This window comes from Luteibacter rhizovicinus, from assembly GCF_004342265.1.
Classification (GTDB): Bacteria; Pseudomonadota; Gammaproteobacteria; order Xanthomonadales; family Rhodanobacteraceae; genus Luteibacter; species Luteibacter rhizovicinus_B.
The window spans coordinates 1-13,448 of sequence record NZ_SMCS01000014.1; the positions used below are offsets into that span (position 1 = coordinate 1).

At 61.0% G+C, this 13,448-nt stretch carries 11 protein-coding genes; 8 read left to right on the forward strand and 3 right to left on the reverse strand.

All coding sequences use genetic code 11. The annotated features are described in order from the left end of the window. Positions 1-580: 580 nt before the first annotated feature. A complete protein-coding gene (locus EC912_RS19125) occupies positions 581-928 on the reverse strand; it encodes a hypothetical protein (RefSeq protein WP_132147670.1) in 348 nt (115 codons plus the stop codon). Positions 929-1,176: 248 nt separating this feature from the next. Here EC912_RS19125 and EC912_RS19130 point away from each other — a divergent pair, with 248 nt between their 5' ends. From EC912_RS19130 to EC912_RS19150, 5 genes are all read left to right on the forward strand, one after another. Further along, on the forward strand, positions 1,177-2,214 hold the full coding sequence (locus tag EC912_RS19130) for a CBASS cGAMP-activated phospholipase (protein ID WP_132147673.1): 1,038 nt from the start codon (positions 1,177-1,179) through the stop codon (positions 2,212-2,214). Between the two features lie 760 nt (positions 2,215-2,974). Continuing rightward, positions 2,975-5,311 (forward strand): hypothetical protein, encoded by a 2,337-nt coding sequence (locus EC912_RS19135; protein WP_132147676.1) that lies wholly within the window; start codon positions 2,975-2,977, stop codon positions 5,309-5,311. Between the two features lie 10 nt (positions 5,312-5,321). Further along, positions 5,322-6,305 carry a hypothetical protein gene (locus EC912_RS19140; RefSeq protein WP_132147679.1) on the forward strand — a complete coding sequence of 328 codons (984 nt, stop codon included), beginning with the start codon at positions 5,322-5,324 and terminating at the stop codon, positions 6,303-6,305. Positions 6,306-6,471: 166 nt separating this feature from the next. Beyond that, the gene (locus tag EC912_RS19145; protein WP_132147681.1) at positions 6,472-7,314 is read left to right on the forward strand and encodes a hypothetical protein; all 843 of its coding nucleotides are present in this window, start codon (positions 6,472-6,474) and stop codon (positions 7,312-7,314) included. 223 nt (positions 7,315-7,537) lie between these two features. Next, positions 7,538-8,056, forward strand: coding sequence for a dihydrofolate reductase family protein (locus EC912_RS19150; protein ID WP_132147684.1), 519 nt, complete (start codon positions 7,538-7,540; stop codon positions 8,054-8,056). Between the two features lie 51 nt (positions 8,057-8,107). On the opposite strand, the gene EC912_RS19155 is transcribed toward EC912_RS19150, so the two are convergent. Beyond that, positions 8,108-8,977: a LysR family transcriptional regulator gene (locus EC912_RS19155; protein ID WP_132147687.1), complete on the reverse strand. Its 870-nt coding sequence runs from the start codon at positions 8,975-8,977 to the stop codon at positions 8,108-8,110. A 108-nt stretch (positions 8,978-9,085) separates the two neighbouring features. Between EC912_RS19155 and EC912_RS19160 the strand changes: the two genes are divergently transcribed. After that, a complete protein-coding gene (locus EC912_RS19160) occupies positions 9,086-10,621 on the forward strand; it encodes an MFS transporter (RefSeq protein ID WP_132147690.1) in 1,536 nt (511 codons plus the stop codon). 139 nt (positions 10,622-10,760) lie between these two features. Then, positions 10,761-11,963: an FAD-dependent oxidoreductase gene (locus tag EC912_RS19165; protein WP_132147693.1), complete on the forward strand. Its 1,203-nt coding sequence runs from the start codon at positions 10,761-10,763 to the stop codon at positions 11,961-11,963. A gap of 57 nt (positions 11,964-12,020) precedes the next feature. Here EC912_RS19165 and EC912_RS19170 read toward each other — a convergent pair whose 3' ends face one another. Then, a complete protein-coding gene (locus EC912_RS19170; protein WP_132147696.1) occupies positions 12,021-12,767 on the reverse strand; it encodes a glucose 1-dehydrogenase in 747 nt (248 codons plus the stop codon). Positions 12,768-12,868: 101 nt separating this feature from the next. On the opposite strand from EC912_RS19170, the gene EC912_RS19175 reads away from it, so the two are divergent. Continuing rightward, entirely contained in the window at positions 12,869-13,258 is a 390-nt protein-coding gene (locus tag EC912_RS19175; protein WP_132147699.1) for an ArsR/SmtB family transcription factor, read from the forward strand. The last annotated feature ends 190 nt before the right edge of the window (positions 13,259-13,448 follow it).

A 13,448-nucleotide genomic window follows, 5' to 3' on the forward strand; every position in this document is an offset into this window, starting at 1 on the left:
AGGTCATGGGAGCGATCCTCAGCGGCTGCGATGACCCGCCGAGGTGTACACCATGTCCCCGCACACCTGTGCGCTATGTCCCCGGTCCATACACGTAGGCAGGAGCCCAGTGCGGTGCATGGGGTTGTCGCGATCACGCTCGATCAGCTCTTCGCCATAGCGCCGGCACATCGGTACGCATCGCACAGAGCCTGCCGCTACCCTCGTCGCGCAATCACTGCCTCGTCCTTCCGCACTCACGCGCGCTCCTACCGGTCGCGACGAGGGCAGCGGCAGGTTCTTCCGGGTGTTGGGGTTTGTTGTGGGGAAGAGCGGCAGTTTTCCGCTCTCAGTAAATCGCACGCATTTTCGGATCAAGTCGAAAGCATCCACTCGCCCTCACCGTCATTCCGGCGCACGCCGGAATCCGCGGCGAGGCGGTCGGTGGTCGCGACGACCATGGTCGCTTTAAAAGCGGACACCTCAGCGTTCGGGCTTGCCTCCGCGTGGTCGCTGCGGACCCCGGCGTACGCCGGGGTGACGGTGAGGGAGAGGAGGCCGTGAGGCGAAGGGAGAGGTCTTCGACTCTTTATCGTCTGGGTCAGGCGGCTTGAACCGGGGTGTTTACGACATGACCTTTCTCGCGCCAGATCGCCACGACGAACTCCGCCGCTTCATCGACCAGTCGCCGCACCGACGATAGCGCCTGCGACATCGCCATCGCATCGAAATCGGTGTGTGTCGAAAGCGCTAGCTGACTCAAGATCGCCGTCGAGGCGGTAAGTCGCATCTGCGCCGCATCGTGCAATTCGTCTACGGAGAGGGCGAGAGCGCCACGGCAAACGGGGCAGGAAGAAATGAGGGCAGCGGCAGGCTCCGTGCGATGCGTACCGATGCACGACGCTATGGCGAAGAGCTGATCGAGCGTGATCGCGATAACCCACTGCACCGCACTGGGTCCCTGCCTGCGCAGGGACGACGATGAGGGGGCGTGAGGTACGCATCGGGCGTGCCGGCCATGTCGGCAAAGGAGCGCTGTCGTCGCCGGTCGAGCGTGCGGCGTACTGGCTGCCAAAGTCTCCCGCAGGATGCGCGCCCGGCTGGTTAGTGAAATAATGTCCTAGGAAGCTATCTTGGGGTCGGTCGTGAGGACTACACGTAGCTAAGTGTCGGGTCGATCGGGCAACGGAGCCGTATATGCCATTCACCATTCTTGCCCTGTCGGGCGGTGGGTATCTGGGTCTGCACGAAGCGGTGTTGCTGCGGGAGCTCGAACGAACCCTGCATCGCCCGATCGGCGAGGCATTCGATCTGATCTGCGGTTCGTCCATCGGGGCAGTGGCGGCGATGGCGCTGGCTGCCGGTGCGCCGGCACGCGATATCGAAGCGGCCTTTCTGACGCATGGTACGGATATATTCCCGGGCCATCGCTGGCGTTCCGTTCGTCCCCTGGCCTATCTTTCCAGCATTCGCTACATGTTCCATTCGCGCTATCGCGGCGAGGCGATAGGGGCGACCGTCGACGCGATACTTGGCGAGAAGCGCACACTTAAGGACGCCAAAACGCGTCTGGTGATTCCCGTCATCAATGCGTCCATCGGTCGCCTGGAAATGATCAAGACGCCGCATACGACGCGGAACTGGTACTACTCGGACCTGTCGATGTCCGACATCGCCACGGCGGCAACGGCGGCCCCAACGTATTTCCCCCTGGCGAATCTGCGTGACCAGCTTTATGTGGATGCGGGTATCTTCGCGAACTCGCCGGGCATGTTCGGCATGCATGAGGCGTCGCACTATTGCAAGGTGCCGATTGCGGATATCCATATGCTCAGCCTGGGGACGAATGTCGCCAGTCCGCGCCATCTGACGCGCGAGCGGCGCAATCTCGGCGCGCTGGGCTGGCTGAAGAACGGGCGCCTGTATACGACGATGTCGTCCGCCCAGCGCGAACTGACCGACAGCATTCTTCGCCATATCCTCGACGAGCGTTACCATCGGATCGAGGGCACGCCGGACACCACGGGCGATTCGTTGCTGCAATTCGACAACGCATCCATTGCCGCGTCGAAGCGGCTCACGGAACTTGCCGAGCATGCATGGAAGGAGGCCTATGCGCGTCCTTCCACCCATGCATTTATCGAGATGTTGCGCACCCATGAAGTCGACAGCAGCTGGCGCGCCGTCACGCCCATGGCGGAATCGGTGGATACGCCGGTCATCGATCCGGGCTGACGTCGCGGATCGAATGGTTTTCGCTCCGCGCGGCCGGCTAGAGGTCTTCGGCCAGTGCCGCCAGGATGTCTGGGGCGATTGCTGGCATGCTCCAAGGCTCGATCCGCATGACAAGATAGCGATCCGGAGGATAGAAGTGCCGGCGATCCCAAGCGGACGCGGTAAGTCGCAAACTCTCAAGCCTGGAGCGAGCACGTGAATTCAAACCGATTGGCAAATCTGGCGCTGTTCCTCGTTACGATCGGATGGCTATTCGCCATCTATGGGGTCATGTCCCAGGTCGGCGATCCCGCCCCGGATACCCCTATTGCCCAGATCGTGGCCACCCGTCATCGATCTGTTGCGGTCCTGGTCGTTGGCGTCATATGTCTTCTGAGCTCCCTTTGGCTCTCCGGACGTGTTTTCCCTGAGGCGAAAGTGCGTTCCATTCTGTCGACAGTCGCCGTCGTGGGCCCGATCGTCGCATTCATGGTTGTCCTGTATTAGGGCTTTCGGGCCGCCGCTACTTTTTGCGTAAAAGCCGATGTCAATTCGGCCGTATCGGTTACGCCAAAGAGCGGATATTCATCCGCAGGCACGAGGCGTAGCGTCGTCCGCTTATTCGGGCATGCGCGATGGCCTTTATCTTTACCGACTATCGCGCGCTCCGCCCGTCAGCTGACGAGGGGTTCCTCCGATGAAAGGTCCGATCGAGAATTTTGCAGCGCCTTGCTCAACTTTCAGCATGAGACGGCGTGCGTCCATCCCGGTAGAGCGGCTCTTGCTTCGACGCGACTTGCTGGAGCACGCCAAAGAGTCGTTGACGCTGTCCGGTATCGGGTGCGGGATCGATGCATTGATTGCCGATGTCGAGCGTCATGCAGACTATCTGCAGCAATGCTCTGTCGAGGCTGAGGCCGTCATACGCGGCAACATCGATGCCACGACTCGTCTATGGCTGCTGTTACGACAATCCATCGAGACAGAGCAGAAGCTTCCCTCGTCGATTCTGAAGGACCTCGCGGGTGACGCGTGGAGCCGTCCGCCGAGCGTTGTCGACGGCGACGTGCTGCTGCGTCTGATTGCCGGCGTGGTTCGTGCTGCGAATCAACCCGCCGAAGCGGATCTCATGCTTGGCACGCTCGCCCAATGGTTGAGCCCGCTTTTCCTGTTCGAAGTTGTCGTCAGTGCGGCGGAGCAGGCGCGACAAGGTCGTTCGCAGGCACTGGAGACTATCGCCGGTGCGCTATGGGCGGATAGGTGGCGGGAATCGTTCAGTCCATCGCCCGACCCGGTGGTGGTTCGGCCGCCGGGTACGGGCACTTCGCCCGGTCTGGATACGCCTCGCGCTCCCTTCGATCCGGCTAGCTGGGTCGATCCCTTATTCAAACCCGTATTCGACGGACGCTACAGCGGCTGGTCGTGCATGGGAGGCGTTCACAAGAGCATGTCGGAAGTCGACAGGTTCGGTTCCAACTACACCATCGATTCGCTATCGAATCCCGAAGCCTGTGCGGGTCAGACCATTACGATTCGCGGCAGCAATTTCGGGCCGGGCGGGCGTGTTTCCTTCGCATCACCGGACCCGGGCGACCCTGCGTTCGCACTGGGTTTGGGAGCGCCCGATAACGGCATGCTTGTCGGTGTCGTGGCCAAGCGCTGGACCGACACCGAAATCGATGTCGTTGTGCCGGTGTGGGCCACGGCGGGCGAAATACATCTCGATGCGTTCGTTCGTCGCGAAGAGCCATGTTTGACGATAGACGTGTACCGGCTAGGCAACAGCATCTTTTTTCGGGGCGGGCTTGCCTCGGTTTACCAGGTGTCGATCGGTGGCGCCAACGTCGACCTCACCAGCATGGACCGACGGAATCTCACGCCCAACGATGCCGTGGCGATTACGTGGCATTCCAGCGGCGGCCCGACGACGAAGATCAGGATTCAGCTGATGATGGGCGCCACGTCGGTATGGGAGCGACACGATCTGCCCGGAGGATTCGGGGGTGTCGTCCTTCCGGTTCCCGATCCGGTCCCGCAGGTGCCGACAGCGGCGGAGCTGGTATTCACCGCTACGAGCGGATGCGGAGCGACACAGCCGCTGCGTATTCCTGTCTGGGTCAGTGTCGCGCCGCAGCTGAGCATCGTGTACGTCGAGGTTACCCAGGGTGTTCAGGAAGACCTCGGCACGGTGCTGGCCGGACACGGAATGCCCACGGTCGCCAACAAGGACACGGCGGTCCGGGTCCATATGAATGTCGACCGCCATGGTTGGTACGACAACAAGCTCGACAGGATCACCGGATCGCTGAAGGTCGATGGCCATCGGCTGTCTCCCACCAATGTCAGGCCCGTCAATCCCGATAGCGGTTTCGCCGGTATCCGCTCCGGGCTTTCGAATGCGCAGCTGACGAACGAAACGCTCAACTTCACGATCCCCGCCGCCTGGCTGACGCCGGGCACGCATACGCTGAATGTGCAGGTAGTCTGCAACGATCCCAGCGGCCAGATATCGATCGGGCAGACCTTCAACTGGACGTGGGTGGCGAAGTCGGGGATTGCGGTGCGTGCGCTGTACATGGCGTACGTCTCAGGTCCGTCGAACGAATTCATGCTCGACTACGCACGCCGCGCTCTCGATTTCCTGCCAACGCCACTGACCAATATCGGCATCGCCGCACCGCGCTGGTACACGCACAATTACGATCTTTCGAACAGAAGCGGTTGGGAAGACCTTCTCAGCGATCTCGAGGACGCGTGGGACGACGCGGACGAGGCCAGCGGCGTTCGCTGGATCGGTATCGTGCCGGCCAACGACGCCACAGGTTCGACCAAGGGGATATCCGGCACGCCAAGCATTGCCGTGCTGGCCGTCGAATCGCGTCCGGAGGTCGGTGCGCATGAGTTGGGGCATAGCCTGGGACTCAATCACGTCAATCTGCCCGTTGGTGGAGTGCAAGGGCCCTTCGATTCCTCGGACAACGGCGGCTTCCTGCGCAGACCGCCATTCGATGTGCGGGACAGCAAGGCGATTTCACTGCCGGCCGGCGACCTCATGTCGTACCAGCAACCGGTTCGTCCGGGCATCAGCACCTGGATGCGTATTTTCCTGAACACCTGAGGACGACCGCATGGCCGCCATGACTTATCTGCACGTCAGCGGGACGCTTAGCGAGAACATGATCTACCGTTCGCGACCAGGATATGAATCGTCGAAGCCGGGGCGCCGGTACGAAGGTGACGATGCTTTCCAGCTCGTACTACTGGATCGCGGAGGGGCTGTTCTTCTCAGTGTGGCTCCGTCAGTGGTGCCGCGTGGATGTGGCACGGCGGAAGATCCGCTGCATTTTGGCGTACGCGGTGTGCTTCCGCTGCATCCTTCCGCCTCGGCATATGAACTGCGCAAGGGCGAAATACGCCTGTATCGCGCCGATATCGCAAGAGATGCACCGACCATGACGGCACCTCGTTGTCAGGTCGGCAGTGGCGGTATCACGCTTCAGTGGGAACACGGCGAACAAACAACCTGCGCGCTGGAAGATGCCGGCGTCAGCGATGGAGACGGCCGAAAGACGTCACACCGTATGACCTACGACATCGTTGCCGAGATGGAAAGCGGACGTCGCTTTCGCGTCGCGCGCGGGTTGACCGGCAACGCGCATACGGTCGATCCGACCTTGATGCCGGAAGCGGGGAAGGGCACGTTATTTCTTGTAGCGAACGATGGCGTCCGCTCGACACAGATGTCCGTGACCAGGATCGACATACCTGCGCGTCCGCCCACCGTGCATATCATTGTGCCCGCGCCGCAGACGCGCGTGGCATTCGGCCAGCCTGTTTCCGCGCTTGGATGCTGCCTGGATATGGGGGGCAATCCTTACGATACCCAACAATGCGACTGGTATCTCGACGGCAAGATGCTTGCGAAGGGCACGCTCGTTGCGGCTTTCGAGGATCTGACCCAAGGTACTCATCGGCTGACCTTCGTTTACGGCGCGGAAGGCCCCGATCGCGTAGAAACATCGACGACGTTCGACATCGATCCGCCGGATGACGATTACCGCCATTGGGCATCGCTGATGGGTCAGCCCCTGCCTCCGCAGGTCGGTCGGTAGTTTTTCCTGGCGTTACATCGTGCGGCGATGTGTGCCAAAGGGTTTCTCGTCATCGGTGATTGACGGCAGAATACGGCTAGAATTTCGCCGTTCGCCAGTTTACGAAGCGCGTAGTCGTGCGCAAGGCGCATCACCAGATCAAGGCGCCTGGCGTCAGGGAGCAATTATGTGGCCGTTTAAAGGTAAGGCTCCGGAAGACATTCCGCTGCTTCGCGTTTTGATACGTGAAAACGAAGTCTGCGCGGTTCGGGTCCACGAAGTGCCGGTAGAGAAGTTGCCCATAGTCGAACTCCGGAACCGGGAAGACATGCTTCGGTTCGTCGACAGCCAGGGGAATGTCCGTGCGTTCGACATGTCGTCCGCCTTCGACGAGGGGGCTCGCTTCTTCCATATGTCGGTTCGGGTTGGACCGTCCTTCGGTGTCCAGCCAGACGGCATTCTTACGGAGCAACGAAACGACGATCCGCAGGAGGCCTTCAAGAACGGCGCCAAAGGTCTTCGGTTTCAGCCGTTTCTTCTCCCGGAATCTTCCGGCTTTCCCGGCGATGCGGCGGGACGTGGCCTGTTTTATCGTGGGCTGCATTTCTCCGGCAACGTGACTCCCGGGAATGTTTCGTTGATGTGTGTCTGCGACGGGTGCAGTCAGAGCTTTCGCCTGCAATCGTTCCATGCGGGATTCGGCAACCTCGTTTACTTCTATTGCTCCGGTGGTCCGCATACGTTGACCGCCAGCAGCAACGAAGAAGATGCGCCGCCAGTGCTTGGTCACGCCGACCCGGATTCGGTCACCCGTTTCGAGAGTCATCTGCCGGACTGTTCCGAGTGTGGTGGCCTCTTCCGATATATGAATCCGCTTGTTTGCCCTCACTGCGCGCAGCCGTTCATCGATTTTCCCGCGCATCCCGACGATCGGGGGCGCGAATACTACGGCAACTATATTTATGGCGAGTCGGTTCAGCGCTATGCCTCACTTGAGAAAGATGAGGCGGTCACGCAACCGGATGTCTGAGTAACGGATAAGTTCTACCCGAAAGAGAGGCCGGCGATCTTTCCGTCGTCATCCATCCCTATCCCGAACTTGAGCATGCTGCCCGGCCCGAACTGGATGACGTAGTCGAACCATTGGCGGCCGGGCGTGGTACGCCGCCCCTTGAAGGTGTCGGACAATGTCGGACAGGGCGGTCCTTTCGGGTATATAACCAGACACGTCTATCGGTAGCGAGGATTCCGCGATGACGGCATCTGTCTTTATCGGCGTCAGCGTCGACGGCTTCATTGCGCGGCCGGATGGCGGGCTCGACTGGCTGCCGGAAGGTGGCGGCGAGCCGCATGGCTATAACGAGTTCATCGCCAGCGTCGATGCGATCGTCATCGGACGCAAGACCTTCGAGATCGTGTTGACCTTTGGCGCGTGGCCTTACGGCGATAAGCGCGTGGTGGTCCTGAGCAACCACCCCATCGACTTTTCAGCCGTCGTGGGCGGTGTCGTCGAACAAATGGCGGGCACGCCAGCCGACATCGTTTCGCAGCTCGCCGCCAGCGGTGCCCACCACCTTTATATCGACGGTGGCGTTACGATCCAGGGGTTCCTGCGCGCGGGACTTATTCGACGCATGATCATTACGCGCGTACCCGTACTGATCGGTAGCGGCATCCCGCTCTTTGGCGCGTTGCCGGAGGACATCCGCCTCCACCATGTAGCGACCCGCCACTACCCAAGCGGTCTGGTCCAGAGCGAGTACCACCTGTAGGAGCGCGCTTGAACGCGATATCCGACGAAGCGAAGAAGCGGGAATCCGGGCCTAACGAACCACAGCTCCGCCAGGCAAACCCGCCATATCCACAATCAACTTACCGAACTCAACCGCCGCCGGTGTCTTGCCCCCGGTGCTCCATATCAGCGTGAAATCCACATCGGACAACGACGGCAACCCATAGAAACCATCGAGGACGCGCATGCCCGGTTCCACGTCGTCGCGAGTCAGTACCGCGATAGCCAGCCCTGCAAGCACCGCGGCGCGAATCCCTTGCTGACTCGGCGAGGTGAAGACGACGTGCCATTCGACGGACGTTCCTTCCAGAGCGGTGAGTCCCACGTGCCGGTTGATGCAGGGGGCAGGGAAGAATGCGAACGGTAACGACGCGCCGGGAGGCGAGTCGAACGATTCCGCTGCTACCCATACGAACTGCGTTCGCCGCAGCGGTGTCCCGTCACCGCCATCGGCTGCCGTCATCACCACGGCGAGATCGAGTTCGCCCGCCTTGATCATGGGTATCAGGTCCAGATTCATCCCGACGCTGACATCGAGCCGCACGGAGGGAAACGCGCGGGCGAACTGGCACAGCAGTGTTGGCAACCGATCGCCCATGAAGTTTTCGATAACGCCGAGGCGAACGGCGCCCGAGATGGGCGACGGCCGGAAACGCTGTCCCATGCTGTCGAGCGTCTGCAGGATTTTTTCCGCGTACTGGAGGAGGTCCTCGCCGTCTTCCGTCAGGGTCAGTGCGCGCGTGGTGCGGTATAGCAATTGCCGCCCCACTTGTTCCTCAAGCCGCCTGATCTGATGGCTTATCGCGGATTGGGTCAGGTGCAGGCGCTGGGCGGCACGAGTGAATCCACCGGCTTCTTTCACGGCAACAAAGGCGCGGAGCAGGGCGGGATCGAGGTCCATGGTCAGAGACTAATGAAGATCGCTAATGACTGCCACAAAATTAAATCATTTCCATCATGAGTTCGCCGCGTCCACACTCGCCCTCCACCATCCCCATGGGAACGCGTCGTGCCTCTTTCCCCCTCACGAAAAAATTCAGTCGCGCTGCTGGCCATCTGTCTGGCGGCGCTGATGTTCGGCCTGGAGATTTCCAGTGTGCCGGCCATACTTCCCAACGTCGAAAAGGTGTTGCACGCCGGTTTCAGCAGCGTGCAGTGGATCATGAATGCCTACACCATCGCCTGCACCACGGTGTTGATGGCGGCCGGCACGTTAGCCGATCGCTACGGGCGTAAGCGCGTCCTGCTTATCAGCGTGATCTCGTTCGGTATCACGTCCCTGATTTGCGGCCTGGCGCGGGATGCCTCCGTGCTGATCGTCAGCCGTTTTCTTCAGGGTATGAGTGGTGGCTTTATGGCGATCTGCCAGATCGCCGCGCTTTCGCATCAGTTCCAGGAAGGTCCGCGGCGTAGCAAGGCGTTTGCCATATGGGGAATTATTTTCGGCGTGGGTCTGGGCTTCGGGCCCATCATCGGCAGTGCGATCGTGGCTCTGTCGAACTGGACGTGGGTGTTCCTTATCCAGGTACCGTTGACGGTCGTCACGCTGGTCCTGATTGCAGGCAGCGTGGACGAGTCCCGCGATCCCCATGCGAAAGCACTGGACCTGCCGGGCATCGTTACGTTGTCGCTGGCGGTGTTCGGCCTTACGTACTTCATCACGCAAGGGCCCGACCTGGGTTTTACGAGCCCCACGGCGATCGTGAGCATCGTCGTCGCGGCGATAAGCTTTCTCGTTTTCCTTTATGCGGAAAAGCACAGCGCCTATCCCATGTTCGATTTTTCCGTATTTCGCATCCGTCAGTTTTCGGGTGCCCTGTATGGTTCCATCGGCATGAACTTCAGCTTCTGGCCGCTGATGATCTATCTGCCGATTTATTTCCAGAGCGGTCTGGGTTACGACGTCGTGGCTTCGGGCCTGTCGCTGTTGGCGTATACATTGCCGACCCTGGCAATCCCGCCCTTCGCGGAGCGCCTTTCCCTTCGATACCAGCCACGCATTGTCATTCCCGCCGGCCTTTTCGCCATCGGACTGGGATTCGTATTGATGAAGTTTGGCAGCGGCGTCGAGCACGCCAGCTGGCTGACCATGCTCCCCGGATGTCTGTTGGCAGGCATCGGTCTTGGCATGACCAACACGCCCGTTACGAACACGACGACCGGCTCGGTGCCGAGCGCCCGTGCTGGTATGGCGTCGGGCATCGACCTGAGCGCCCGGTTGATTACGCTGGCCATAAATATTGCGCTGATGGGATTTCTGCTGCTTGAAGGCATTCTTTACTATCTGGAGCGTGCCGCGCAGGGCGCGGTCGATGCGTCGCAGTTACGCATCGCCGCCGCGAAGATTGCCGCTGGCGCGTCGCCGGGCTCTGCAGTTGACATTTCCGGCGCGGTCGCACATGCCGCGCTGGTGCATGGCTTCGGCTGGGTGATGCTTTACGGAGGCATTGGCGCCTGGATACTGGCTCTGGCGAGTTTCATTACATTCGGACCGGCGGAAGAGCGGTCGCGGACGAAAGGTATCTGCGCGACGGATCCGGCCTGAGGCAAAGCATCCACGTTTTCGCCTGCTTCCTGTAGGAGCGCTCGCGAGCGCTTCTACAGAAGGTGTGTGTGGCTTCGATATTTGATTTCAGAAGTGCTATCGGATAAGAAATGACCGATCACTTTCCGGGGAGCGTATCGTGCAACGACGCCAATTCCTGCGCCAGGCCGGCACAACGCTTGCGATGGCTTCGACGGCCGGCCTCGCCGCCTGCGCACAGCAGCCCGTGACATCCGCCAATACGCCGCCGACTGTCGTGCCACCAGCCGCCCGTCTGTTACCGGAAGTGGCGGAGCTGGCGCAGATCAAGGCGAAGGTCGACCGGATCACCGGCGTGTATGTCTGCACACGGCCGTTCCGCGCGGCTGGCCCGCGTATCGAAATGGAGCGACTGGGTCGCAAGACCATCGTGCACAACTACGGACATGGCGGCAGTGGCTGGTCCCTGTCGTGGGGTTCGAGCACGCTGGCGCTGCGAATGGCGCAGACCACCGGTGTGCGCGATATCGGCGTGATCGGCTGTGGCGCGCTGGGTCTTACCTCGGCGTTGCTGGCGCAGCGAGCCGGACTGTCGGTACGTATATATGCGAAGGACTTGCCGCCGAACGTGTATTCGATGCGGGCATCCGGGCTATGGACACCCGACTCGCGCATCTGCGATGCCGGACATGCGCCGGCGCTGGCCGCGCGCTGGGAAGAAATGACGCGTACCTCGTACGCCATGTACCAGAGCATGTTGGGCTTGCCGGGGAAACCCATCGAATGGATCGAAGGCTATTCGTTGTCCGATACGCCATTCGGTCAACCCCATGCCCCGGTTTCCGACGAACCCGAGTACGGCGAATTCAACGATAGCGTGCGGGATCTCACGCCGCGTTCCGTCGAGCTGCCTCCCGGCAGTCATCCGTTTTCGCAGCCTTACGTGCGTCGCTATACGACCTTGATGTTCAACATCAGCACCTACGCGCGCATGCTGATGTCCGATTTCCTGGCGGCCGGCGGCAAGATCGAGGTGCGCGAATTCGCGCATTCCGACGATCTGCTGAAATTGCCCGAACGCACGCTGATCAACGCTACGGGCTATGGCGCGAGGGCACTCTTCAACGACGACTCGATCATTCCCGTTCGCGGCCAGACCGCGCGACTGATCCCGCAGCCCGAAGTCACCTACGGGCTGAACACCCGGCACCTGAGCATGGTGCCGCGCAGCGATGGCTTGCTCGTCCAGGTTCTGGGCGACGCCGGCAACTTCAATAATAGCGATACCACGCCCGATCGCCCCGCATCCGAGGCTGCGGTCAGGCAGTTGGCTGAGCTATGCGCGAACATGCGCCGTACCTGATGGCAAAGAGGCGCATCCCGGATGCCGGAATGCGCCTCTTGGGATAGCTGACTTCGCTTAGCGGTAGCCGCCGCCCGCCAGCAACTGCTCGCCGGTCAGCCAGCCCGAATCGTCCGAGGCCAGGAACACGGCGATCGATGCGATGTCGTTCGGCTGGCCGATACGGCCCAGTGGCGTTTGCGTAACAACCTGGGTCTGGAGTTCGGAGTCGATGAAACCGGCCGTGCGCGTACCCTCCGTTTCGATCATGCCCGGATTCAGCGCATTGACGCGAATTTTGCGCGCACCCAGTTCACGCGACAGCACGCCGGTGATGGCGTCCACGGCACCCTTGGTGCCCGAGTACACCGAGCTTCCCGGGGGCGTGACACGAGAAACGACCGAGCCGATATTTATGACGCTGGAGCCTTCGCCAAGGTGCTTGGCGGCCGCCTGGGTCGTCAGCAACAGTCCGAGGACATTGATGTTGAACTGCCGGTGGAAGTGTTCTTCGGTGATGTCCTCGATGGCGCCGAACTCGTAGACACCCGAGTTGTTGACGAGAATATCCAGCTTGCCGAAGTTCTCGATCGCCGCGGCGACGATAGCCTGGGCGTCGGCTGCCTTCGATACGTCGCCGCGTGCGGCGACCGCCTTGCCGCCAGCTGCGGCGATCTCGGCGACGACCGTGTCGGCGCCCGCCTTGCTGGACGCGTAATTGACGACGACCGACGCGCCTTCGGCGGCCAGAGCCTTGGCGATGGCGGCGCCGATGCCTTTGGAGGCACCGGTAACGAGGGCGACTTTACCTGTGAGCTTGCTCATGACGTGTCCTGGTGGGGTGGTTGTTGCGAAGTTCGGCACTACTATAGTTCGCAACATATGAACTATGGAACTAAGAGTCAAGGGCTGGTAAAGTAAATGTCATGAGACCCCTGATTCACCCGTCGATCGAAGACATCACCGTGGAGGGCATCCTCCATGCGCTGTCCGATCCCGTGCGTGCCGCGATCTACGTGGCATTGGCGCTAGGGGGCTCGGATTGCACCTTCAATTGCTCCAACTTGCAGCAGGTCATCGACCGTCCGATCCCCAAGTCCACGCTTTCACAGCATTTCCGTGCACTTCGGGAAGCCGGATTGATCCGTAGCGAGCGGCACGGCGTGGAAATGCGCAATACCAGCCGCTGCCCGGAAATCGAGCAGCGCTTCCCGGGATTGCTTGCCGGCATATTGAACGCGCATAAGGTCCAGTCCATGGAACGTGCCCGCCTGGCTAAGCGGAAGCCGGCCGCGCGAAAGAGCGTGGCTGGCTGAGGGCGGTTTCGCTACGCGCGGTATTTAATCCAGCTATCGCTGGAAACCATCAAACCCCTCGCCGTTGTTTATCCCTCACCGTCGCTCCTGCGCAGGTGTATGGACCGGGGACATAGCGCACAGGTGTGCGGGGACATGGTGTACACCTCGGCGGGTCATCGCAGCCGCTGAGGATCGCTCCCATGACCTG